Source organism: Staphylococcus sp. MSU001, assembly GCF_052976705.1.
In genome coordinates this window covers 12,701-38,866 of the sequence record NZ_JBRIKK010000022.1, presented here as the reverse complement: position 1 = coordinate 38,866, position 26,166 = coordinate 12,701, and the positions used below count along the sequence as shown (strand labels likewise).

At 33.3% G+C, this 26,166-nt stretch carries 23 protein-coding genes and 1 rRNA gene; all 24 read right to left on the bottom strand.

Translation table 11 applies throughout. The annotated features are described in order from the left end of the window. Positions 1-9 precede the first annotated feature (9 nt). Positions 10-124, bottom strand: a 5S ribosomal RNA gene (rrf, locus tag ACVBFA_RS10250). 485 nt (positions 125-609) lie between these two features. Further along, positions 610-2,097, bottom strand: coding sequence for a lysine--tRNA ligase (gene lysS, locus ACVBFA_RS10245; RefSeq protein ID WP_002487048.1), 1,488 nt, complete (start codon positions 2,095-2,097; stop codon positions 610-612). A gap of 346 nt (positions 2,098-2,443) precedes the next feature. Beyond that, positions 2,444-2,923: a 2-amino-4-hydroxy-6-hydroxymethyldihydropteridine diphosphokinase gene (gene folK, locus ACVBFA_RS10240; protein WP_002458686.1), complete on the bottom strand. Its 480-nt coding sequence runs from the start codon at positions 2,921-2,923 to the stop codon at positions 2,444-2,446. After that, a complete protein-coding gene (folB, locus tag ACVBFA_RS10235) occupies positions 2,924-3,289 on the bottom strand; it encodes a dihydroneopterin aldolase (RefSeq protein WP_001832204.1) in 366 nt (121 codons plus the stop codon). After that, positions 3,267-4,070 carry a dihydropteroate synthase gene (gene folP, locus ACVBFA_RS10230; RefSeq protein WP_002487049.1) on the bottom strand — a complete coding sequence of 268 codons (804 nt, stop codon included), beginning with the start codon at positions 4,068-4,070 and terminating at the stop codon, positions 3,267-3,269. The genes folB and folP overlap by 23 nt, the downstream gene beginning before the upstream one ends. 296 nt (positions 4,071-4,366) lie before the next feature. After that, positions 4,367-5,299: a cysteine synthase A gene (cysK, locus tag ACVBFA_RS10225; protein WP_001832242.1), complete on the bottom strand. Its 933-nt coding sequence runs from the start codon at positions 5,297-5,299 to the stop codon at positions 4,367-4,369. A gap of 336 nt (positions 5,300-5,635) precedes the next feature. Continuing rightward, complete coding sequence (gene hslO, locus ACVBFA_RS10220) at positions 5,636-6,517, bottom strand: Hsp33 family molecular chaperone HslO (protein ID WP_002458684.1); 882 nt, start codon at positions 6,515-6,517, stop codon at positions 5,636-5,638. 254 nt (positions 6,518-6,771) lie between these two features. Then, on the bottom strand, positions 6,772-8,874 hold the full coding sequence (ftsH, locus tag ACVBFA_RS10215; protein WP_447158821.1) for an ATP-dependent zinc metalloprotease FtsH: 2,103 nt from the start codon (positions 8,872-8,874) through the stop codon (positions 6,772-6,774). Between the two features lie 274 nt (positions 8,875-9,148). Next, positions 9,149-9,688 carry a hypoxanthine phosphoribosyltransferase gene (hpt, locus tag ACVBFA_RS10210; RefSeq protein WP_126122550.1) on the bottom strand — a complete coding sequence of 180 codons (540 nt, stop codon included), beginning with the start codon at positions 9,686-9,688 and terminating at the stop codon, positions 9,149-9,151. Next, positions 9,688-10,983, bottom strand: a complete 1,296-nt coding sequence (tilS, locus tag ACVBFA_RS10205; RefSeq protein ID WP_126122551.1) for a tRNA lysidine(34) synthetase TilS — start codon at positions 10,981-10,983, stop codon at positions 9,688-9,690. The genes hpt and tilS overlap by 1 nt, the downstream gene beginning before the upstream one ends. 277 nt (positions 10,984-11,260) lie before the next feature. Beyond that, positions 11,261-11,662, bottom strand: coding sequence for a S1 domain-containing RNA-binding protein (locus tag ACVBFA_RS10200; protein WP_002447893.1), 402 nt, complete (start codon positions 11,660-11,662; stop codon positions 11,261-11,263). A 93-nt stretch (positions 11,663-11,755) separates the two neighbouring features. Beyond that, on the bottom strand, positions 11,756-12,157 hold the full coding sequence (divIC, locus tag ACVBFA_RS10195) for a cell division protein DivIC (RefSeq protein ID WP_002458680.1): 402 nt from the start codon (positions 12,155-12,157) through the stop codon (positions 11,756-11,758). 23 nt (positions 12,158-12,180) lie between these two features. Further along, entirely contained in the window at positions 12,181-12,444 is a 264-nt protein-coding gene (locus tag ACVBFA_RS10190; RefSeq protein WP_002447891.1) for an RNA-binding S4 domain-containing protein, read from the bottom strand. Further along, a complete protein-coding gene (locus ACVBFA_RS10185) occupies positions 12,441-13,631 on the bottom strand; it encodes a MazG nucleotide pyrophosphohydrolase domain-containing protein (protein ID WP_099606486.1) in 1,191 nt (396 codons plus the stop codon). Before ACVBFA_RS10185 ends, ACVBFA_RS10190 begins: the two co-directional genes overlap by 4 nt. Next, positions 13,628-15,169 carry a polysaccharide biosynthesis protein gene (locus tag ACVBFA_RS10180; RefSeq protein WP_002487051.1) on the bottom strand — a complete coding sequence of 514 codons (1,542 nt, stop codon included), beginning with the start codon at positions 15,167-15,169 and terminating at the stop codon, positions 13,628-13,630. Before ACVBFA_RS10180 ends, ACVBFA_RS10185 begins: the two co-directional genes overlap by 4 nt. Next, the gene (gene mfd, locus ACVBFA_RS10175) at positions 15,159-18,659 is read right to left on the bottom strand and encodes a transcription-repair coupling factor (RefSeq protein WP_164539676.1); all 3,501 of its coding nucleotides are present in this window, start codon (positions 18,657-18,659) and stop codon (positions 15,159-15,161) included. Before mfd ends, ACVBFA_RS10180 begins: the two co-directional genes overlap by 11 nt. Before the next feature lie 5 nt (positions 18,660-18,664). Continuing rightward, a complete protein-coding gene (gene pth / locus ACVBFA_RS10170) occupies positions 18,665-19,237 on the bottom strand; it encodes an aminoacyl-tRNA hydrolase (RefSeq protein ID WP_002490365.1) in 573 nt (190 codons plus the stop codon). 252 nt (positions 19,238-19,489) lie between these two features. Next, entirely contained in the window at positions 19,490-20,149 is a 660-nt protein-coding gene (locus ACVBFA_RS10165) for a 50S ribosomal protein L25/general stress protein Ctc (protein ID WP_002475375.1), read from the bottom strand. A gap of 169 nt (positions 20,150-20,318) precedes the next feature. Continuing rightward, entirely contained in the window at positions 20,319-21,284 is a 966-nt protein-coding gene (locus ACVBFA_RS10160) for a ribose-phosphate diphosphokinase (RefSeq protein ID WP_001832233.1), read from the bottom strand. A 144-nt stretch (positions 21,285-21,428) separates the two neighbouring features. Then, a complete protein-coding gene (glmU, locus tag ACVBFA_RS10155) occupies positions 21,429-22,784 on the bottom strand; it encodes a bifunctional UDP-N-acetylglucosamine diphosphorylase/glucosamine-1-phosphate N-acetyltransferase GlmU (RefSeq protein WP_002458674.1) in 1,356 nt (451 codons plus the stop codon). Positions 22,785-23,394: 610 nt separating this feature from the next. Then, positions 23,395-23,703: a septation regulator SpoVG gene (spoVG, locus tag ACVBFA_RS10150; protein WP_001832195.1), complete on the bottom strand. Its 309-nt coding sequence runs from the start codon at positions 23,701-23,703 to the stop codon at positions 23,395-23,397. A gap of 59 nt (positions 23,704-23,762) precedes the next feature. Continuing rightward, positions 23,763-24,143 carry a RidA family protein gene (locus tag ACVBFA_RS10145; RefSeq protein ID WP_002447884.1) on the bottom strand — a complete coding sequence of 127 codons (381 nt, stop codon included), beginning with the start codon at positions 24,141-24,143 and terminating at the stop codon, positions 23,763-23,765. 21 nt (positions 24,144-24,164) lie between these two features. After that, a complete protein-coding gene (purR, locus tag ACVBFA_RS10140; RefSeq protein ID WP_002447883.1) occupies positions 24,165-24,989 on the bottom strand; it encodes a pur operon repressor in 825 nt (274 codons plus the stop codon). A gap of 14 nt (positions 24,990-25,003) precedes the next feature. Continuing rightward, a complete protein-coding gene (gene ispE / locus ACVBFA_RS10135; protein WP_002458672.1) occupies positions 25,004-25,852 on the bottom strand; it encodes a 4-(cytidine 5'-diphospho)-2-C-methyl-D-erythritol kinase in 849 nt (282 codons plus the stop codon). Positions 25,853-26,166 lie beyond the last annotated feature (314 nt).

Sequence of the window (26,166 nt, the reverse complement as noted above, 5' to 3'; positions counted from 1 at the left end):
CATTATATTGCCTGGCAACGTCCTACTCTAGCGGAACGTCAGTCCGACTACCATCGGCGCTAAGGAGCTTAACTTCTGTGTTCGGCATGGGAACAGGTGTGACCTCCTTGCCATTGTCACCAGACAAAATTAACTTACTTAATTAATGATACACACTTTTAAAAGCTAATGCAACAGTTAATTTTACACTTTGTTAAAATTTTCTTTGCAATTGCATAACATATCGTTCTCGTTTTTGACGACTTTTATATGTTACTTCACTTATCAATATATGTCAACACTTTTTATGCTATTTTGATATTTTTTGTATCAAATAGAGAAATTCTCTCTTTTCACTTCAAACATTCTAGCATATATTAGTTTTGATTGCTATATGACTATTTTAGCAATTTTGTTATATAATCCTCTATTTATAACTTTATACATCTTTCTCCTTATATGTATTCTTAATCGAGTTTAATCCGTAACTTTTCACGGGTATAATTTCAAGCTAGAAAAATAGGCGCTGCCTTTAAATATTAAGAAGGCAGCGCCAAAACATAATCAATACAATTAAATTTGTAAACATTATGATGGTTTGTAATTTTAAACAATTATCACTAATATAATCTATTTTTGTCTCATGTATGGGAATAGTAATACGTCTCTAATTGACGGTGAATCAGTTAATAGCATTACTAATCTGTCGATACCGATACCTAGACCACCAGTTGGAGGCATTCCGTACTCTAATGCTTCGATGTAATCTTCATCCATATCATGCGCTTCATCATTTCCTTGTTCTTTTTCAACAAGTTGCGCTTCAAAACGTTGACGTTGATCAATCGGGTCGTTTAATTCCGTGAAGGCATTTGCATGCTCTCTTCCTACAATAAATAATTCAAAACGATCAGTAAATCTTTCATCATTTGGATTTTTCTTTGCTAACGGTGAAATTTCAATAGGGTGTCCATAAATAAACGTTGGTTGAATAAGTGTTTCTTCAACTTTCTGTTCAAAAAATTCATTTAATATATGGCCATATTTCATATTTTCAGTAATTTCAATATCATGTTCTTTTGCTAATCTAATCGCTTCTTCATCAGAATTAATATTATAAAAATCTACACCGGTAGCTTCTTTAACAGCATCAACAATGTGAAGTCGTTTCCATGAAGATTCTAAGTCAATTTCTTCACCATTATATTGTACTTTAGCTGACCCAAAAACTTCTTGAGCAATATGTCTGACCATATTTTCAGTTAAATCCATTATATCATGATAATCAGCATAAGCTTCATACAATTCAATCATTGTAAATTCAGGGTTATGTCTTGTAGACACACCTTCATTACGAAAGACTCTGCCTATTTCGTAGACTTTTTCAAGACCTCCGACAATTAATCTTTTCAAATGTAGTTCTATAGCTATACGCATATAAAGAGTAGCATCTAAAGCGTTATGATGCGTAACAAATGGTCGTGCAGCAGCACCTCCAGCAATTTGGTGCATCATTGGTGTTTCTACTTCCAAGAATCCTTGTTTATTTAAATAGTTTCTCATTTCTTGAATTATTTTACTACGATTAATAAACGTTTGCGTACTATCTTCATTTGTAATTAAATCTAAATAACGTTGTCGATATCTTTGTTCTATGTCTTGTAAACCATGGAACTTATCAGGTAAAGGTCGTAATGATTTGGATAGTAAAGTAAACGACTTAGCTTTGACAGAAATCTCGCCCGTATTAGTTTTAAACATGACACCTTCAACACCTATAATGTCACCTAAGTCAGCCATTTTCCAAATGTTAAATTGATCATCTCCAACTTGATCTTTTCTTACATAAATTTGAATTTGGCCTTTCAAGTCTTGAATATGTGCAAATCCCGCTTTACCTTTACCACGTTTAGTCATAAGACGACCTGCAATTGACACGTGGCTTTCGTCTTCTTTTTCATGCAATTCTTCCTTAGAGAATTGGTCCCACTGTTCTTTTAACTCACTTGAAGTAGATGAGCGATCGAATCGATGACCAAAAGGATCAATCCCTAAATCAATTAATTCTTGTAATTTTTGACGACGAACTTGCATTTGGTCGTTCATTTCTTCTGACATAAAATTCTCTCCTTTGAACTTTGATTTATCAATTTATTGTTCCATGTCTTTCTGTTGAAAACTTTAGGAGCTATATATTGTTTCCCAATCAGTTTTAATTTATATTTAAGCCTTTCATTATTTCCTTCTTATCTTCATATGTATTGTTATTCCATGAAGGTTGATATTGCATCTAATCAAAGCAAATATGCTCATTTTATTATTCTACAAGACCATCAAAATGTAATAAAGTAATTTATATTTTCATCGAATAGTTGCAAGCTTTATAAACTTATTGATTAGCAATATATGAATTTCTTTCTTTAAAAGTTTCATTTAAGTTTTAAAACCATATTACTATACTTTATTAATCCTTATATTTTTTCACGCTATTATCAGTTACTACTAGTTGCCCGATACTTTTATTAGAGATCGGTTCTATTTGATTAGTAGCTATATCATTTAATGGGATAAGAACAAACGAACGTTCTTTCATTCTAGGGTGCGGCACCGATAAATTATCTTGTTCAATAATTTGATCACCAAACAACAGTATATCTACATCTAAAGTTCTAGGCCCCCAACGTATTTCTCTTTTACGATGAAGTTGTTGTTCCGTTGCTAAACAACATTTTAACAAAGATTGTGGATTCAATTCAGTTTCTATCTCAATGCACAAGTTTAAGAATTTCGGTTGATTAGTATATCCCACTGGTTCAGTCTCATAAATATGAGAAACTTGCGTTACTTGAATACCTTGATAAGCATGAAGTATTTTAATAGCCTCATTGAGTTGTAGTTCTCTATTTCCAATATTGCTCCCTAATCCTAAATAAGCTTTAACCATTTAGTCATTCTCCCTCACTATTTCAATCCCAACACCATCGTAATGACCAGGAATAGGTGGGTTTTCTTTAGTGATTCTAACTTTCGTTTCCATTACACGATTATAGTGTGAATTTATATGTTTTGCAATACGTTCAGCCAGATGCTCAATTAAGCATGAACGTGGACCTTCAACAATAGACTTTACATCTTTATAAACCTCTCCATAATTTACAGTATCTTTTACATCATCTGATTGACCTGCATAACTAAGATCAACCTTTAAAGTGATATCAACAACAAAAATTTGTCCAATATCGTTTTCTGCAGCTAAAACTCCATGATAACCATAAAAACGCATTCCATTAAGAAAGATGATGTCGTTCATATTCATTCTCCTTTAGAAAATCCATACTTTGGGCTAGTCGCGTATTTAATAATACATTATGAACTCGAACCCCACGAACGCCTTTCATTATACCATAAGCCGTTGTAGCTGCAGTTGCCTCGTCTCTATCCGAAGGAGAAGATTCTTGATTCATCATTTCTTTAATGTATCTTTTTCGACTTGTTGCAAGTAAAACTGGATAGTCGGTCGCTACCAATTCATCTAATCTTGCCATTACCTCATTTTCTTCTTCTCGTGTTTTAGCAAAACCTATTCCAGGATCTAACCAAATTTTATTATGTGGTATACCGGCCAATTCAGCCTTATTCGCTTGTGCAATTAATGATACAAGCATCTCTTCAACAACAGGTTCATCTCTATAACCATCACCATTATGCATAAGTACAATTTCAGCACCGTACTTAGATACCACATTAAACATATTCGAATCAAATAGGCCTGCCCACTGATCATTAATCATTGAAACACCAAGTTTAAGACAAGCTTCTGCAACTTCACTTCGAAATGTATCAACCGAAATTTGCACATCATATTTAACGATAGACTCAACCACAGGTAATACACGATTCATCTCTTCTTTAAGCGATACTTCTTTATGACCTGGTCGTGTTGAGATACCTCCAACGTCTATAATGTCTACACCCTCATCTATCATCTCTTTAGCACGCTTCACAGCTTGATCAACTGAGTTGTACTGTCCTCCGTCAGAAAATGAGTCAGGTGTCACATTTAATATCCCCATTATTTTTGTTTTAATCATAATTTCACCTTTTTCAATAACAAAATCTTAAATCTTTTTTAATTTTCAATAATAACTACATTACTAAACACATCTGCTACTTCATGATATCATTCATTTCAATATGTTTTGAGTATATATTATCGTCATATTAAAAAAGGTAGCTTATCTTATATAGAAGCTACAATATTGATTAGTCTAATTAAATAAAAAAACGAAGATTTATTTTATAAAAAGTTGAAAAATCAACGTGAAATACACGCTATTTTAAAACTTTAGAAACAAATCTTCGTCCAAAATGATTTTTAGATTAGTTTTTAATTATCAAATGAATATAATGGTGTTGATAAGTAACGTTCTCCATTACTTGGTAATACTGTTACAACTGTTTTACCTTTACCTAATTCTTTTGCTTTTTGAATAGCAGCATATATTGCAGCACCAGATGAAATACCTGCTAATATACCTTCTTCTCTAGCCACACGACGTGCCATATCCATAGCAGTATCATTACCTACTTTGATGATGCTATCATAAACTTCTGTATTTAAAGTGTCAGGTACGAAACCTGCTCCCAATCCTTGTAATTTATGAGGGCCTGGTTCACCACCGCTTAATACTGGAGAAGCTTCAGGTTCAATAGCTACAATTTCCACATTTGGATATTCTTTCTTCAATACTTTACCAACACCAGATAACGTACCACCAGTTCCTACACCAGCTAAAAATGCATCAATTTGTCGACCTTCAAATTGTTCAACTAGTTCTGGTCCAGTTGTAAGTTCATGAATTTCAGGGTTTGCTGGATTTTCGAATTGTTGTGGTTCAAAATAGCCGTGCTCTTCTTTTAATTCTTTAGCTTTTTTTATAGCACCTTTCATAGCTTCTGAACCTGGTGTTAATACTAGCTCAGCACCATAAGCTTTTAATAAATTACGGCGCTCTTGACTCATTGTTTCAGGCATTGTAAAAACTGCTTTGTATCCCTTGGCAGCACATACAAACGCTAGACCAATACCAGTGTTACCACTCGTAGGCTCAACGATTGTATCACCAGGTTTAATTTTCCCTTCACGTTCAGCTTTTTCAATCATCGCTAAAGCGATACGATCTTTTACTGAACCACCTGGGTTTTGATATTCTAATTTAACGTAAATATCAGCTGCATCATCATCAACAACGTTTCTTAATTTGACTACAGGTGTATTCCCAATAATTTGTGTAACATAATCTACAGGTTTTTGTGCCATCCAAAACACTCCTTTAAGTTTTACAATTTATCAATGCTTAGTTTTTCTATCGGATATAACCTTATTCTATCAGAATTTTCTAAAAAGACAAACCGTATAGTCTTACTATAAATAAAACTATATACTACTTTAGTCTTTACTATAAGACATTGCCTACAAAAGACTAAGTTAAACGTAAAAAAAGATAGTCGAACGAAGGTGAGGACAACAAATAATCCTCTATTTCGACGACTTCTACATTACTCTACGACAATCTTCTATTAAAATTGAGCGCACAACTTTTAAAATTTATTATCTAGTTTTTTTATAAATAATATTAACTCATCATTTCTTGAGCTATTTCATTGTTTCTAATAAATCTTCTAATTCACTTTCACTATACTGATATTTATTACCACAGAAGTGACATACAGCTTCAGCTCCATGATCCTCTTTAATCATGCTATGAATTTCTGCCTCTCCTAAACCTTTAATAGCATTTAAAAATTTTTCATGACTACAATTACATTCAAATTGCGCTGATGTTGAATTTAAAATTTGAACGTTACCTTCACCTAAAATTTCATTTAATATTCCTTCAGGTGTAAGTCCTTGCTCAATTAATTTTGATACAGGTTGCATTTGACTAATGGCTTCTTCTAGTTTAGTCACTGTTTCATCAGTAGCACCTGGCATAACTTGAATAATAAATCCTCCAGCTGCTTTGATTGAGTTGTCTGGATTAACTAATACACCTAACCCTACTGATGATGGTGTTTGTTCACTTGTGGCATAGTAGTATGTGAAATCATCTCCTAGCTCACCTGATACTATTGGACTCGCACCAGAAAAGTAGTCTTTCATTCCAACATCTTTAACAACCTGAATAGAACCATCAGTACCGACTGCTCGTCGTACATCCAATTTACCTTGATCGTTGAGTGGAAAATGCGTTTGTGGATGGTCTACATATGCACGAACATTTCCTTGAGCATCTGCGTCAGCTATAATTCTGCCAATTGGGCCTTTGCCATCAACAGTAACTGTTAGCTTTTGATTTCCTTTTAACATTGCACCCATCATAACAGTAGCTGTCATAGTTCTTCCCATAGCAGCAGAAGCAGTAGGCCATGTATAATGACGTGTTTGTGCTTCTTGTACTGACTCTGTTGTGATTGCAGCATATGCTCTAACTTCACCACCGTATGCTAAACCTCTCACTATATAATCATGTGTCATTGTTAAATCTCCTTTTTAAAATTAATCTATAATTTAAAACTTTTTATTTTTTAATACTGGTTGATTATTATACATCTCTTATTGACTAATATGAAATCTATTGCTCATACATGTTTATTGAGTAACATCACCATGAGAGATGATAACAATATTTTTACCAAAAGTTTAAAAATGTATTGATATAAACTATACATAAAAAAGTCCCTTTTCACTCAATTCATACATGAGCAAAAAGAGACTTACTAAAACTTGTACTATTGTCTATGATTTGGGTCGTTAGGATTGTATGGTTTATCGATGTTCGGAGATTGTTGATGACCTGGTTCATTCGTATGTGAAGTATTATCAGCTTCATTGTCTGTGTTGTCTTGATTTACTTCATCTTTTTCATGGTTGTCATCATCTTCTTTATCGTCATCTTCTAACTGTTCTTTACGAATGTCGTTGTATGATTTCCCATACTTTCCATCACTATAATCACTATTTTCATTTTTCACAACTTTTGCAGAGTCATAATCTACTTCTGGTAAAACACCATCATAGAATAATGATTGAATTTGTTCTGCAACTAATGTTTCTTCTGTAAGTAGTGTTTTAGCAATTAATTTAAGTTGTTCTTCATGTTCTAACAAGATTTGTTTACAACGTTCATATTGCTCTTTAACAATTCGTTGAACTTCTTTGTCAATTTCATAAGCAATTTGACCAGAATAGTTTGGCTCACCTTGCATATCTTTACCAAGGAATACTTGTCCACCACTATTGCTTGAGAATTGTAATGGTCCTAATTTTTTACTCATACCATATTCTGTAACCATAGATCTTGCAATTTGCGTTGCTCGTTCAAAGTCATTCGAAGCACCTGTTGATACTTCACCAAAGTTAATATCCTCAGATACTCGTCCACCTAATAAACCACATATTTTGTCGAGTAATTCTGGTTCTGTCATTAAGAAGCGATCTTGTTTTGGTAACATCATTGCATAACCGCCTGCTTGTCCACGAGGGACAATTGTTACCTTGTGTACAATTTCAGCTTCATCAAGCACCATACCGATGATAGTATGACCTGCTTCGTGATGCGCTACAATATTACGTTCTTTTTCAGAAATTACACGAGATTTTTTAGCTGGACCTGCAATAACACGGTCAGTTGCTTCTTCAATATCGCGCATATCAATTTTATTTTTACCCTCACGTGCTGCAATTAAAGAAGCCTCATTTAGCAAGTTCTCTAAGTCTGCACCAGAAAAACCTGGCGTTCTTTGAGAAATAGCTTTTAAATCTACTGTTTCATCAAGAGGTTTATTTTTCGCATGCACATGAAGAATTGCTTCACGACCTTTAACATCTGGGCGTCCAACTTGAATTTGTCTATCAAAGCGACCAGGACGTAACAATGCAGGATCTAAGATATCTGGACGGTTTGTAGCCGCAATCATAATAATACCTTCATTTTCTCCAAAGCCATCCATCTCAACTAATAGTTGGTTTAGTGTTTGTTCACGCTCATCATGACCGCCACCTACACCTGCACCACGTTGACGTCCAACAGCATCAATTTCATCAATAAAAATGATACATGGGGCATTTTTCTTAGCATTTTCGAATAAATCACGAACACGACTCGCACCAACACCAACAAACATCTCAACGAAATCAGATCCACTGATTGAGAAGAATGGTGCGCCAGCTTCACCTGCAACCGCACGTGCTAATAATGTTTTACCTGTACCTGGAGGCCCAACGAGTAAGACACCTTTCGGAATTCTTGAACCCATTTGTTTAAATTTCTTGTTATCTTTTAAGAAATCTACAATTTCTATCAATTCTTGTTTCTCTTCGTCAGCACCTGCTACATCTGAGAAACGAACTCGACGTTTATTACTGTCGTACATTTTAGCTTTGGATTTTCCAAAGTTCATCATACGACCACTGCCGCCACCACCTTGGGCTTGGCTAAGGAAGAAAATAAATAATAATGCAATGATTAATACAGGAATCAGTGTCGTTAGAATACTAACGAATACACTTTGTTTTTCTTCTTCTTTAACTGTAAATTTAAGATTATCTTGTTTCTTAGCTGTATCTGTGATTTTTTGTAAATCTTTTTCATTGTTATACAAAATTGTCGATGAGTAATCTTCATCTTTTTTAGTTTTACCACTTACCATATATACGTTTTGCTCTGGTTGAATTTCTAAAGTTTTTAAATCGCCTTTATTCAACTTATTAACAAACTGAGTATATGTAAGTTGTTTTGGCATATTCCCATTTCCATTTAAAAATGAAAAGAGGCCAAATATAATAACGCCAATAATTGCGATAACTAGCACATTGCGAAAAGCTTTCTGCATGCGTCATTTCCTCCTACTTCCAATAATAAAACTAACAAAAATTGTAACACAACACTTTATATTCAGGCTAGTATTTCAACTTTAGTATTGCTTCTACAATTTTGTCGATTTTAAAATGCATTATTCTTTGTTTACTATCTATTAACATTAATTATCTTAATAGTATTAATCAATACATAACACTTTTGAATTGTTACTTTGAGTCTACACTAAATCTACGCATAGTTCATTATACTAACATACTTATTAATTAATACAGATCCAATTTTAAAATCTATTTAGAATAAACTTCTGCTTTTAGTGTGCCTATGTATGGCAGATTTCTATATAACTCACGATAATCTAAACCATAACCAACTACAAATTCATCTGGAATCTTTTTGCCAACATATTTTGCTTCGATATCAGCTTTGCGACGGTTAGGTTTATCTAACAATGTAGCTATTTCTAAAGAGTTAACTTTACGTGATTGCAATAACTCTGTAATAGATTTTAAAGTTGTACCAGTTTCTAATATATCTTCAATTATAAGTACGTCTTTATTTTCTATAGAAGCACCTAAATCTTTCAATATTTGAACTTCCCCAGTCGATTCCGTTCCACCATGATAACTTGAAACATCCATAAAATCGATTGATAAATGTGTATCAATACGTTTAATTAAGTCTGACATAAACATGACTGATCCCTTCAAAATACCAATACAAACGAGTGGGCGATCTTTATAATCCTCAGTAATGATAGCTCCCATCTCTTTACAAATATTTTGAATGTCTTCTTCCGATAACAAAACATTCTTTAAATCCTTATGCATTATAATTCATCTCCATTATTCGAAATCAAAATAAATTCTTTAAAATTTTCTTCAACATATAAATCGCCAATAGCTAACACTGCATTTTCTTGATTAATAATGAGTGGGATGCGCTGACGTTCAGCAAGAGTCACTTTTTTATCGATAAATAAACGACTCACTTTTTTATGACCTTTTTGACCATTTAATTTAAACACATCACCATTTTGTCGGACACGCACAGTAAGTGGATATAAATGTTGTGGTAAGTCAGGATGAATATCAATTTGATAATCATTAAATTCATATGTACCTGGCTTTCTAATACATATACGGTTTAATATATATTCATCCATTTCACTTTTAGCCATTATTATTAATTTATCATATGCAATTTGAATTATCCATTCATCTGTTACGTGAATATTAAATTGAGATTTATCATTTCTAATCTGTTCAAACCACTCGTCATAAGCGTGTTGTGGCATTGCTAAATGACGGTCTAATTTTTCGAATAACAAATCCATAACTACGCTTTTGATATTCACATTCAATTCATTAAAAGCAGTTCTGGAAAAGGAATAGGTTAAATTACTCTTTGAAACTTCGTTACTGATAAACGTTTCAGCTTGTTCTTTTAACGATTGCAATTCAATATCATGCCAATCCTTAAGTTTGAGTAACTGATGCACGTTTAAATGCGGGCTCTCGTTAATTGCAGGTATGATGCGTTGTCTAATGTCATTTCTAACATATTTTCTATCTTGATTAGACATGTCCTCATAGTATGGAATTTGGTTCGCATGCTGATACGCTAATATTTCAGTTTTTTTTAAATTTAACATAGGACGATAAACTTTGTATTGATTAAAATATGACTCATATGTCATACCTAATGAATTACGTGTTGATCTCCCTGTAAACAAACGATATATAATCGTTTCAAGTTGATCATCAAGATGATGAGCTGTTAACAATACATCTGCTCTTAATTGAGCTATGATATCTCCAAACCATTCATAACGACGTTGACGCGCTTCTTGTTGAATACTATTACCGGCTGCTACAATATCACTTAAGTCTAAACGCTTTATATAAATGTCAATATGATGTTGTTGGCAATACTCTCTCAAAAACGCTTCTTCTTCATATGACTGTTCACGCAATCCGTGATTAACATGAACACATGTTAATTTACGATATGTATGTTGATAGTCGTTTAATAAGCTATATAATAAACTCATACTATCAATGCCTGTTGAGACAGCCACAACAATATGTGCTTTTTTAGACCAACCATCTGTCTTGATATTCATTTATTCACCTCGTTACTTTAAATGATGCCACTAAATTGAATTCTACGTGATACAATTAAATCCGTCTTCCATAACGTAATATCGCTTACTCAACATCAACAAAAATAGGAGTAGGAGAGAATTCAAAGTAATATAATTGAATTCTACCTCCCACCCCATGTGGATGTTGCATATGTTTAATCAAGGACTAAACATCATCGTAGTGTCTTCCCACTATTTGTCAAAGTACTAAAGACATCATCACTCTGACTTTAACGGTCGTTTAATCTATATCATATTAACGTCTAGAACCTTTACCGCCTCTGCGTGATTCTGTTTGACGCTTAATTGACGTTAATTTATCTTCACTATCTTTTAAGAAGTTACTTAATTTTTTCTCAAAGTCTTCAGTTTTTTGAACTGGTTTACCGTGATTAGCTTTATTGTGACGAGGCTTGCGAGGGCGGTCTTTAGCTTTTTTTATCGATAAACTAATTTTACCATCATCCGCGATTGATAAAACTTTAACTTCTACTTCGTCACCTACTGATAAGTGGTCTTCAACATTTTCAACATAATTGTCGGCAACTTCACTGATATGAACTAAACCACTTTTTCCTTCAGGTAATTCTACGAATGCACCAAACTTTTTGATACCTGTAACTTTACCTTTAAGCTTGTTTCCTACTTCGATTGACATTTTCTAAATAAATCCTCCTGGTTAGATTCGATTTTATCCTTATTATATTCCTGTTCACGTAATTTCACAATGATATAATCATATTATTTTATTCTAATTGCCTTTTTCGTTTGAAGTCTTTGACTGAGAGGATTTTTTATCATCAGGTAATCTAAAAATGACTTCACCTTTATTACTTAAATAATAATCATCTCTCGCTATTTTCTCGATATAGTCTTTATCATTTAAATTATTAAGTTTCTCTTTTAAAGCAATTTCTTCATCTTGTTGTTTTTGAAACTCAGTTTCTTTCTCTTTTCTTTCAACTGCATCTTGATCGTTACTATGTCTTTGAATGACAAGCAATACAAGTAGAATGAGGATAATCGCTAAAAGAATACCTCCGAATAAAGCAATACGTCTACGTACAACACGCATTTTCATTTTTTGTCGTTGTTTTTTCTTATTTTCTTGTGACGTATATTGGTTACCGATATGTTCTACTTTTTTATTCATTGCTTGTCACCTCCTTAAGCATTTCACTCTTCATTAATACGTTCTTCTTTAATCAAATCATACATACCTTTTGCATTTTCTTTTGTAGCATGGTCGCTTAATCCTGTTACTTTAACTGTGACTAATTTTTGTCCAAAACGAATAATAAGTTCATCGTTTTCTTTGATGTCTGTGCCTGCTTTTGCCACATTTCCATTGACAGTCACTCGACCTTGGTCACTAATTTCTTTAGCTAATGTACGTCGTTTAACTAATCGTGACACTTTTAGATATTTATCTAATCTCATGAATTTTTCTCTCCTTGTTGTAAAAATTGTTTGAGATCATCTTCGTCAAATTGCCTATTTTTTGTTTCATCATACAATTTCAAGAAGTGGTCTGCAAATACTTTCTCAAATTTAACACGAGGCACTTTACCTTCTTTTTCTTTAGCATGTGACCAAATGTCTTTTAAATCCTCTTGTGAAGTTACATGTGCATTACCAAAGATATGCGGATGTCTACGAATCATCTTGGCGTTGAGACTTTCTATAATTTCTTTGATATCAATATATCCTTCTTTTTTACCTATACTAGAATGTAATAATACTTGTAAAAGTATATCTCCTAATTCCTCTATCATATGCCAATCATCTTCATTATCAATGGCTTCAAATAATTCAAATGTTTCTTCTAAAAGATACCGTTTTAATGAGTCGTGAGTTTGTACTTTATCCCACGGACAGCCTTTTTCATTATCAACGAGTAAATCAATAGTTTGAACTGCGTAATCAAAATCTTGATAAAGTAATGTATCCTCATTAATTTTTGGAATAAATAAACTTGTAAGATTATTAAAATAATCGTCGTAGCGATCAATTTCATAAAGTGGACATTCAATTACGTGAGCTCCATCACTATGAGAACCAGTAATTATTTTCACATTAAAATCATCAGGGTATCTTTCCATTAAAGTAAGTTTTAAATCGGCAGCTATCATTACGCTATAAACTTGAGTAATAACTGTGTGTGTACGAACATTTAGGGCCGATTCTTTTAATGACGTACCATCAAGCAGTGTAAAACCATCATTGGGGTCTACATCAACCGCTTCAAAAATGTCATCAATAAAACTTTTTCCTCCAAGTACCTTCACAGAGATATCCTTATTAAAATGACTATACTCTAATAATTTTACAGTTGTAGTTTCAGCAACTCTAGGATGACCAGGAACTGCATAAACAATATCTTCAGATTGTGCCAATTCTATTAATGATGTAACAATCGCTTCATAAACATCTTCAAAACGGTCATGTGCTTCATAAATACTATCGAAACTCTCGAATTCAATTTCTTTTTTCAGCGTATTGATGACAGGATGATTTAAAGTTCTAGCATATACTTTAGTCTCTTTTTCTAAAAAACGATAGATACCTAAAGGTAACTCATCAATGCCATAATTACCTAAACCAACTATTGTAATTGTATGGGTCATGACCGTCTTCCTCTCTTCATTTGATATAATTTGTCTCCAAAGGGTAAGTGTTTTATTTCTTTGTATCCTAGTACATTAAATATAACAATATACAACATTATAATCACTATGCCTATCATTGAGCTAACTATAAGTTCTAGTAATCCTAACATCCTACCTTTCGAAGGTAAGATAAGCATGACAGTTTGAACAACTATACTCATAATTATCATACCTAAAATAAGTTTAACGATAAATAAAGATATACGATTAAAATGATAGTACTTTAAGACTGCAACTTGCAATATTATGACAAACAGTAGTAGTGATAAGACTGTACTCACACTTGCACCCACGATACCCCAAAAAGGTATTAATATAACATTTAAAATAATCTTGGACAGTATTCCTATCATCACGCCCATAATAATGGGACGAATACTGGTTAGAACTTGTAAAAATGCGATGTTCATCATTATTAATGAAACACATATCACTGTAAACATATAAATACTCAAGGTTAACGTTAAATGATTACTTTTAAAGAATACAATATTCATGAGTGGAAGCAGATTAATTAATCCTATACTAGCTGCTGTGCTTATTACTACTGTGATTTTAATTGATGCATTTGCATAACGATTCATATGAATTTGATTATGTTCACGAATTGCTTGAGTAAGTAATGGGATAAGAACAAAACTAAAAGTCGTAGTTACAATCAAACCCATTTGTATAAATGAAGCACCTCGATCATAAATACCTTTTTGAGTAATTGCTTCTTTAAAAGCAATACCGCTATGTTGTAATAAACGTATTATTGTAAAACTATCCACAACTTGCCATAAAATAACGATAAGTTGACTCAATGCAAAGATGGATATGGAAATAAACAACTGTTTCCATTGAATGGAAGTAGTATTAAAGCGATAGCTTAACTTAAGTTTAAATGGTTTTTTAAGTAATAAATATAACATTGAACCTAAAAAACCAATCGAAGATGCCAATATAGCTAATGCTCCTGCTTGATAAATAGACCAATGTTTCATTGAAAACATAATAATTGCAACAATGATTAAACTAACTCTAACTACCTGTTCTATAACCTGGGAAATTGCTGGTATGGTCATTACTTGCTTTGATTGATAAAATCCTCTTAACACTCCTAAGACACCTATTAAAATAAAACTAAAACTGGCCATTTTTAACATGGGTGCTAAATTAGAATCGCCCATCCATCGGGTAATCATATTCGCAAACATATAAAGCAAAATAAAGACGATAAAACCTATGCATTGCAATCGAAACATAACCCTTGTATAGACTTCATCGGGTCGATTAACACCTATCACTTGAGTCACAGCACTTGGAATGGCATTCATAGATAAAATAACCCCTAGTGCTACGACAGGATATATTTGTTGATAGGCATACAAACCGTCATCACCTAAAACATTTTGATACGGAATGCGATAAATGGCACTTAGTGTCTTCACAATAATTAATGCTAAGGTAAGTATAACGACGCCGTTAAACGCCGTCTCACTTTTAGTCTTCATCTTTAATCGCCATACTTTCTTCAATACATCTAACTAAGAATTTCAAACTATCTAACCATTGTTTTGATTTTGTTAGCGTTACATTCATTGAATTATTTTGCACGCCAACTTTCATTGCTCTACCAAGAGGTTGCGTCTGTTTAAACAATTCTTCTCCATTAATATCTTCAGTCGCTTTAGGTGATAAAATGATTTGTATAGATTTTCCTTTGTCTTTTATCAATTCGACACCCGCATGTAGAGCGTGGACTTTAATTTCAACAATATCTAATAATCGTTCGACTTCAATTGGATAATCATTAAAACGATCTATTAATTCATCTTTGACATCGAAAAGTTGTTCTTCTGTTTCTACTTTTCGAAGTTTTTTGTATATCTCAATTTTAGCCTGTTCACTTTGTATATATTCAGCTGGTAAATAAGCATCTAAATGCAATTCAACTTCAATATCTGGTGCATCCGGCGATTCTTCTTTAATTCCACGTTTTTCGTTTACAGCTTCTTCTAACATTTGAGAGTATAAATCGAAACCAACCGAATCAATAAAGCCATGTTGTTGCTTACCGAGTAAATTACCTGCTCCACGAATATTTAAATCTCGCATAGCGATTTTAAAACCTGAACCTAGTTCGGTAAACTCCTTAATAGCTTGCAATCGCTCTTCAGCAGTCTCATTTAACACTTTGTTAGCTGGATGTAAGAAATAAGCATAACCGATTCTACTTGAACGTCCTACACGCCCTCTTAATTGGTATAGCTGGCTTAATCCAAAACGATCGGCCTCTTCTATGATTAACGTATTAGCATTTGGTACGTCTACACCTGTTTCAATAATTGTTGTCGTTACTAAAATATCGTACTCATGATTAATAAAGCTTAACATCGTTTCCTCTAAATCGCGTTCAGTCATTTGGCCATGTGCTACAGCAATGTTAGCATCAGGCATTAACATTTGAAGTTGTTCTCTTTTTTCATAAATGGACTGCACTTTGTTATACAAATAAAATACTTGTCCATCGCGAGATAATTCACGCTCTAATGCCTCTTTAATAAAGTTCGTATTCTGCTCTAAGACATAAGTTTGTACAGGAAAACGATTTTCAGGTGGTGTTTCAATCACTGATAAGTCACGTACACCTAACATACTCATATGCAATGTTCTTGGTATTGGTGTTGCAGTAAGCGTCAGTACATCAACGTTTTTTTTCAAAGTTTTAATGCGTTCTTTATGTCGTACTCCAAAACGTTGTTCTTCATCAACAATAAGCAATCCTAAATCTTTATATTGAATATCTTTACCTAATAATTTATGTGTACCTACGACAATGTCAACATATCCTGATTTGAGCCCTTCTTTAGTTTCCCTTATTTCTTTAGCTGTGCGGAATCGACTTACCAATTGAATTTCGACCGGAAAATCTTGCATACGTTCAAGGAGTGTTTCGTAGTGTTGTTGTGCAAGAATCGTTGTTGGTACTAAAAACGCAACTTGCTTACCATCCATGACAGCTTTAAACGCTGCACGGACAGCCACTTCAGTTTTACCATATCCCACATCACCACAAAGAAGGCGGTCCATAGGTCTTGCTTTTTCCATGTCACCTTTAATTTCATCGATTGATTTACTTTGATCGGGTGTTAATTCATATGGAAAATCATGCTCAAATGCTGATTGCTCTGCAGTATCTTGGCCGTATTGGTAACCTACAGACATTTCACGTTCTTTATACAAATCAATTAATTCATCAGCTATATCTTCAACACTTTGTTGAACTTTAGCCTTTGTTTTTTTCCATTCTGTCCCGCCTAATTTATTTAATCTAGGCGACTTATCTTCAGAAGCCACATACTTTTGAACTTGATCCATTTGATCAACTGGAACAAATAATTGATCGGTTCCTTTATATTGCAATTTAATATAGTCGCGATGTGTATCTCCAACTTCTAGTGTTTCAACACCTAAGTATCGTCCGACACCATGATGCACATGCACAATATAATCGCCCACATTTAAGTCTTGATATGATTTTATTTTTTCAGCATTAGAAATCGTTTTTGTACGTTTACGTTGTTTCTTTTGTCTCGTTTTAAATAATTCTCTTTCTGTGATGACTACCAACTGCATATAAGGTAATTCAAAGCCTTCAGAAAGACTACCTTCCGTTACTACAACTTGACCACCATCAATATCTTCATGAATATTTGATACTGTTGGAATATGCATTTCGTTAAGCATTGATTGAATACGTTCAACTTTTGTTTCAGTTTCAACAAGAACTACGACAGTGTAATCTTGATGCACGTATCTTTGAAATTCCGAGCGCATAATGTCATATTGACCATAAAATTGTTGAACTGGTTTACAAGAGAACTTAATAATATGTTGTAATGGCACTTGCATCGAAGATGTAAATAATGTGAAATATGCAACGGCATGTTTCTCTAGTAATGCGTCAAAACTTTCATACTTCATAAATCCTTGTCCGATAAATCCATTTCCACTCTCAATTAAGTTACTCATAAAATCTTCAACTTCTGTAGTGAGTGTTTCTTCTGTTTCCTTAATACGATTAAACTCATCAACTACAACAATCGCGTTTTTTTGGAAATAATCAATAAGGGTTGATGGTTTTTCATACATAAATGCAACAAGACGTCGTAACAATTGATGATCAAAAAAGGTAGATTCAAATAACTTGAAACTTTCATATGTCTCTTTTAAATCATTACGTACGGACTTCTCAATTTTAGGGCGTGTATATTCATATGCTTTTTTAAGTTCATTTTGTAAGTGTTGTATCACTTCATCAGTAATAATGTAATCACTGGCTGTTGTGATTTCAACTTGATTTATATTATCGTTAGAACGTTGTGTTTCTACATCAAAGTCTCTGATGGAATCTACTTCAGTATCAAATAGCTCTATTCTCACAGGTGTTCCTACCAATGGATATATATCTATAATTCCACCACGCAATGAAAACTCACCAATATGTGACACTACACTTTCTCGACGATAACCCATATTAACTAATTTATTTAAGAACGTATCAACATCAATATCCTGGCCTACTTTAATCGTCATTTGATGATCTTTCCATAAATCAACCGGTGTTAACCATTTTTTAAATCCGTTTAAAGGCACAATAAATAACCCTTTTTCGCCTTGGGCTAACGCAGTCAACGTTCTAACACGCTCACTCATCAATTGTGGACTTTGAGTAGAAAACTCTTCAGTCATTATATCTTGAACAGGATATTTATAAACTTCTGAGTCATCTACATATTGTAAAATGTCAGTTTCGATTTTATCTGCTTGGTATAAATTATTAGTTACGAGTAGCATTTGTTTATGATCTTTTAAATATTTTTCAGCAATAATTGTTGCCTTCGCTGACGGGGATAATCCCGTAACTAAAATATTCTCTTGGCCGAAGACTTCATCTAATTCTTGAAAACGTTTATCTTCGCTAATGTAATTTGCAATCATTGATTTCACTTGACTTCACCATTAAATTCATTCATAACATGATCAAAACGAGAACTTTCAATAAAAGTTTCTACAGCTTTTGCAGAATGTTCAATTACCTTTTCCATAATGATCATTTCTTCTTTTGAAAATTTTTGTAAAACATAGTCCGGAACAGACATCCCATTTGTTGGACGGCCAACACCAATTCGAATACGTTTAAATTGATCTGTACCAAGCATTTTAATTATCGATTTCATACCATTATGACCGCCTGCACTCCCCTTTTGACGCAGACGCACTTGTCCTTGTTCTAAATCTAAATCGTCATATAAAACGATTAAATCTTCAACATCGACATTATAATAATCCATTAAAGGAGCTACAGCTTGACCAGATAAGTTCATCATAGTCATTGGCTCAATAAATAATACCTTTTCGCCGTTTAAACGTTCAATAGTGTATGCACCTTTAAATTTTTGTTTGTCTAAAGTAAATTGGTGGCGTTCTAGAATATCATCGACAACTTCGAAACCAATATTATGTCTTGTTAATTCAAAACGTTTACCAATGTTGCCAAGACCGACAATGCATTTCATTATTGTTACCTCCACTATTAATATTATGTATCTTCACATATTTTCAAATGCTATTGCTGTGTTTATTTTAAAATAAAGGACGTAAAAATGATTGACCACTGATATATGTCAACCACCTCTAAAACCGTCTTAAATAATTAATCATTCCCTATAATAACACAAAAAGCACTATGCTTATTAACATAAGCACAGTGCTCGCCTTTAAATCTGTAATCTCAACTAATGAGAATACCTACTTAAGAGACACGAAGATTAGTCTTCTTTATTTTCTTCTTCATCGTCTTCTTTGTCTTCACCAACAACTTCAGGTTCTTCAGTTGCTGATTCGCCTTCCATAGCTTCAACTTCTTCTTCAGAAGGTTCATCTGTTGGAGGAACTACTGTTACGATAGAATCTTCTGGATCATTTTCGATTGTGAAATCACCAGAGATTTTAATATCAGAAACTGCTAAGCTGTCATTAACTTGTAATTCACTGATATCTACTTCGATAGTTTCAGGAATATTTTCAGGTGTAGCTGTAACTTCTAAGTTGAATAATGGTTGTTCAACTACGCCGCCTTCTTTAGCACCTACAGCTTCACCAACTAATTGAACTTGTACTTCAACAGTACGTTCTTCACTCATGTTGATTGCTAAAAAGTCGATATGAGTGATTTGGTTTTTTAATGGGTCAAATTGATAATCTGAAACCATTACTTTAATTGTTTTAGAACCTACGCCTAAATCGATAACACCATTACGTCCTACTTCACGGATTACTTTGATAAATTCAACTTCATCAACTTTAACTGAAGTATTTTTTGTACCGTAACCATACACAACTGCAGGTACTTTACCTGAGTTTCTTAATTGTTTTAGGTCAGAACGTGTTTGTTTACCTTGACGAATGATTGACTTTAATGAAGCCATTCGTATTTCCACCTTTCGAATTTCGAGGTTTAGACATTAGATGCGTCTAACCTGCTCCTCACTTACCCATCAACGTTACTGTTGCTTGTAAGTGTTTATTTGTTCGCAATTCTACGAACGTTAGTATTATACATGTTGATATAGGATACGTCAAATTCAATTGTAAATTTTAGTCAAATAATACACTTACTGATTCTCTTTCGTATACACGAATAATTGCTTTAGCAATTAAACCAGCAACAGAAAGTTCTTTTGTATTATTAGGTTTTCTATTCTCTTCTAATTGAATTGAGTTTGTTACTATAAGTTGCTTGATTGCAGAGTTTTCAATCCGTTCTTTTGCTGGCCCAGAAAGCACTGGATGTGTACAACAAGCATAGACTTCTTTAGCACCTTTATCTTTTAAGGCTTGAGCAGCTAAAGTAATTGTTCCTGCAGTATCAATAATGTCATCTATAATAATTGCAGTACGTCCTTCAATATCACCTACAATGTTCATAACTTCTGCCACGTTAGGTTTCGGACGTCTTTTGTCGATAATCGCAATTGGAGTTTTTAAAATGTCGGCTAATTTACGTGCTCGCGTTACCCCACCATGATCAGGGGACACAACTACACATTCTTCTGGATTAATATCAGGATCATTCTCAAAGTGTTGTGCAAGGATAGGAACACCCATTAAATGATCAATAGGAATATCGAAAAATCCTTGGATTTGAGGTGCATGTAAGTCTAATGCGATCATACGATTGGCACCTGCTGTTTCGATTAAATTAGCTACTAATTTAGCAGTAATAGGTTCACGACTACGGGCTTTTCTATCTTGTCGAGCGTAACCATAGTATGGTACTACGATGTTAATATTTGCTGCTGACGCGCGTTTACACGCATCAATCATAATAAGTAACTCCATTAAATGAAGATTGACTGGGTATGAAGTTGGTTGAACAATAAAAACATCACAACCACGAATGCTTTCTTCAATATTTATTTGAATTTCTCCATCACTAAAACGTTTTACAGAACATTTACCTAATTCAATCCCTACATGATCTGCTACTTCTTGTGCCAAAGGTTCATTTCCTTTGAGCGAAAAGATCTTCATTGATGAATTCTTATATTCATTATTTAACATTTATAGTCCTCCAATTATTTACTTAGACATTTATATTATATAGAAAATAGCGCTTTTTTACTATGATAGATGTACAATCAAAATTATTACAATTTTATAAATTCATTTAAAACTGCACATACGATAGCAATTCAGGGGCAAGAACTATTTTTTTAAGTAGCCTTCTTTATTTACTTGTCTTGCACGCGCTAATGCTAAACTATCTTCAGGGATATTATCTGTAATTGTGGATCCAGCTGCAATAAGAGTATGATTGCCTACTGTTACAGGTGCTATAAGGTTCGTATTACATCCTATAAAGGCATCTTTACCTACTATTGTTTTAAATTTGTTAGCACCATCATAGTTTACAGTGATAGAACCACATCCGATATTTGTACGCTCACCTATTTCAGCATCTCCAATGTAACTCAAGTGTGATACTTTAGCACCATCTTTAATATCTGCTTTCTTCACTTCAACAAAGTTTCCTACTTTAACTTCAGAACCTAAATTAGATCCTGGACGTAGTTGAGCGAAAGGTCCAACTGTTGTGTTCTCTCCAACAATAGAGTCATTGATAACCGATTGTTTTATGTTAGCATTCGAATGAATTGTACTGTTATTAATTTCAGAGTATTGGCCTATCCACACATCTTCTTCAATCGTTGTATGACCTCCGATTCGCACGCCTGGTTCAATAGTTGTATCTATTCCAATTTTCACATCTGTTCCAATAAATGTTGAACTTGGATCAATGATGGTCACACCATTTTCCATATGATAGCGATTAATACGTTGTTGCAAAGCCTTTTCAGCTTCACTTAACATCAAACGATCATTAACACCAATGATTTCATCAAAATCTTCGGTACAATAAACTTCCGCTTTACCTCCGTCTTTTAAAATTAAAGACAAAACATCTGGTAAATAATATTCTCCTTGAGCATTATCATTTTTAACTTGTTCTAACTTCTCAAATAGAACTCGATTATTAAAGGCAAAAATACCTGAACTAATTTCTTTAATCGCACGTTCTGATTCATTTGCGTCTTTCTCTTCAACAATACGCTCTAATATTCCATTATGATTTCTTATAATTCGTCCATAACCATAAGGATTGATAGTAGAAGCAGATAATACAGTAACCTGTGATTGTGTACTTTCATGATGTTCAATAAGTGATTGTAGAGTTTGGTATGTAATAAGAGGTGTATCTCCACATACTACTAAAGTAGTTCCTTCTTTATCTGCTAAATGTTCATGTGCCATTTTCACAGCATGAGCTGTTCCAAGTTGTTTATCCTGAAAACTATATAATGATTGATTACCCAATGTATCTTTCACACTCTCGGCGCCATGACCAATAATAGTTACAATTTGATCAACGCCAGCTTGTTTTACGTTGTTAAGCACATGTTCAACCATTGGTTTGCCAGCAACCTCATGGAGCACTTTATATTTCTTTGATTTCATTCTTGTGCCTTTACCTGCTGCCAGAATAATCGCATGTCTTTGCATGAATGCTAACCCTCCATTAAAATTTACACTTCATAGTTATTATAGTTGAACAACAAAGAGAGTTTCAACTTATAAAAGGTTTTGTTAATCATTCATTAAAGGTTTGATAATTTTAGAAATTCAAATAAGTTGTTATGCTTTAAAAAGGCAAATGAGGTCATTAAACCCAATAGTTACAATACATATTCAACCTCTTTATTAATCATTAGTATTTTATTCCAGTGTCCAAATCATTATATTATCAATCATAATTTATGATGATAAAATTATAATCATACAGACATATTAATTACGTCTATCATAAGTAAATTTTTATAGATGGATTGTTGTCAGAGAAACATATCAGTATTTTACTTCTATCATTTTTATTTATTGTTAAATGTTTATATCGTTTTCGTTTATGAAAATACAGAACACATTAAAAATAAAGGGGAGGGACTTCAACTTCAATAAGAAATTGCAGTCCCTCCCCAACAATATGGTATAAAGTTCAAGTAATCCGTTACACAATCATTACTAATTTCGCCATTGCCTAACAATACATTAAAATGCCTGAGACAATATATCATCAATGTCTCAGGCTTATTTTATAAATGAATACATTTTTTAATTAAGCTTCGTCTGATTCTTCGTTATCTGAAGTAGCATTTTTGTCAGGAATAACTTCATCAGTTTCATCATATACTTTCATCACTGCATCTTGGATTTCTTGTCTCATATCAGAATTGATAGGATGCGCGATGTCACGGAATTCACCATCTGGTGTACGTTTACTTGGCATTGCGACAAAAAGACCTGAGTTTCCTTCAATTACACGTAAATCATGAATTACAAAAGCTTCATCTAGCGTAATAGAAACGAGTGCTTTCATTCTGCCGTCTGTTTGTATTTTTCTAAGTCTTACATCTGTCACTTTCATGTAGTGAGCCCCCCTAGTATATCTTTATATTATTAGAAGCTTGACAACTTTTAAGAAAATTATAAATCCTTCACTTTACCTATCAATTCAATTTCTACCTTTACGTCTTTAGGCAACCGTGACACTTCAACACAACTACGAGCTGGTTGGTGTTCGACGAAATAGTTTCCATAGATTTGATTAATTTGTTGAAAATCATTCATATCAGAAATATAGATTGTCGCTTTAACAACAGAATTCAAATCAGAACCTGCTTCTTTTAATACCACAGTTAAATTTTCTAAAACTTGCTTAGTTTGTTCTTGAACATCATCGCTAACAATTGTTCCATCAAGTGTGAGTGGAATTTGACCTGATGTAAAAACAAAACCGTTTATAACAGTTGCATGCGAATATGGACCTAATGCTTCGGGTACCTTATCTGAGTTGATTATTTTCATGATGAAATTGACACTCCTTTTTTAAGAAAATTTAGACAAACTGTTGCCTGGTTCCACTTTAAATTCTTGGTTGTACTCGTCGACATCTGACAATCTGACTAAGGAAGTATAATCTTCAATTAATCTTTGTTTTACTTCTTTTGATTCTACAAGTACTGATACCCCTTTTACATGAGCTTTAAACTCATTCATTAAATTCATTACCCCATTGATTGAGCCACCAGCCCTCATAAAATCGTCTACTACGAGGACATTAGAATTCTCAGCTAAAGTTCGTTTCGATAACACCATTGTTTCTATTTTTCTAGATGATCCTGAAACATAATTGATTGAAACCGTAGAACCTTCTGTAACTTTATTGTCCTTTCTTATAACCACTACAGGTAAATTTAATACGTTTGCGACTGCATTCGCAAGTGATATCCCTTTAGTCGCTATGGTAACAACAGCATCAAGTTCTTCGTTCATATATATACTAGCAATTAACTTGCCTACTCTATTTAATAGAGAAGGATTGCCAACTAAATCGGATAAAAATAAATACCCTCCAGGTAGCAAACGGTCTTTCTCTTGTAATTGCGCTATCACCTCATTAACAACCTCTGTGGCCTCTGATTTACTCATCATGGGTTTATAGGTTACTCCACCACTTGCACCTGCTGTAGTAATAATAGTTCCTAATTTTTCATTTTGAAACGTATTTTTGATGATTTGAACGTCTTCACTAATTGACGATTTTGCTTGTTTAAATTTTTTTACAAAATAAGTGAGGGGTATCAACTTATTTGGATGGTTCATGAGGTATTGTGTCATAAATACAATACGTTCGCTTCTTTTATATCTCATCTTTTCAAACCCTTCTATCCTAATAATCTTACTAAGTAAACTTCATTACAACAACCATTCACTGCATTATAAATATTTTTAGCTTGTCTTTCTTTTTGAGCTAGCCCATAAACAGTAGGACCGCTTCCACTCATCAAAGCACCATCAGCACCACATTGTAGCATGTTATCTTTAATCTTTTTAATGTCAGGATGCATAGCCATAGAAACAGGCTCTAACCGGTTAGAAAGACTATTGCATAATAAATGATAATCATTATTCTCTAAAGCCTGTTTACACTTTTCGTTATGAACTATATGTTCTTCAGTTAAATCTAGTGCTTTAAATACATCAGGCGATGAAATTCCGATGTTAGGCTTAGCTAAAACAACCCATGCAGATGGTGGTCTTTTTAGGAAAGTTACTTGCTCTCCACGCCCCGTACACACAGCAGTTTGGTTATAAATACAAAAAGGTATATCTGTGCCTATTTGTATGCCTAATGCAGCTAAATCGTCTAAAGATTGACCTAAACCAAACAATCGATTCAACCCTCTCATTGTAGCGGCTGCATCCGCAGAACCTCCTGCAAGACCAGCTGAAACTGGTATATCTTTATCAATTGTAATTGTCACACCTTCATTAATATTAAATCTCTCAAACATTAAATCAGCTGCTTTATACGCAAGGTTTTTATTATCGTTAGGAACGTAATTATGCTCAATATCGACAACAATCTTCTTATCAGTTCGCTTTTCAAAAGATAATCGATCATTTAAATCAACTGTAGTCATCACCATTTCAATTTCATGATAACCATCATCTCTTTTAAAAAGGGTGTCGAGCGTAAAATTTATCTTAGCTGGCGCAGTTTCATATATCATTTTTCCGCCCTCGCTTTGAATTGTTATTAAAATGATTTTAACATAAAGCCTTTAAATATTTGATAGATTATGTGCAATTTCTCGTAAAATCTTAATGAAGAGCAATTTTTCAACACTCAACATACGCATTTTCAATTTTTAAAAATATATTTAACAACTAAAGCGAATCACTTTTGGATATTACAAAAATGCGACTTATTTAAATGATTATTCGTTTAATTTAAATAATTTGTGTATTAATAATAAACGTAAGTTGCATAATCTCATGAAAATGGGAATGAATAAAGACTACAATAACAAAGAGCCTGAACATA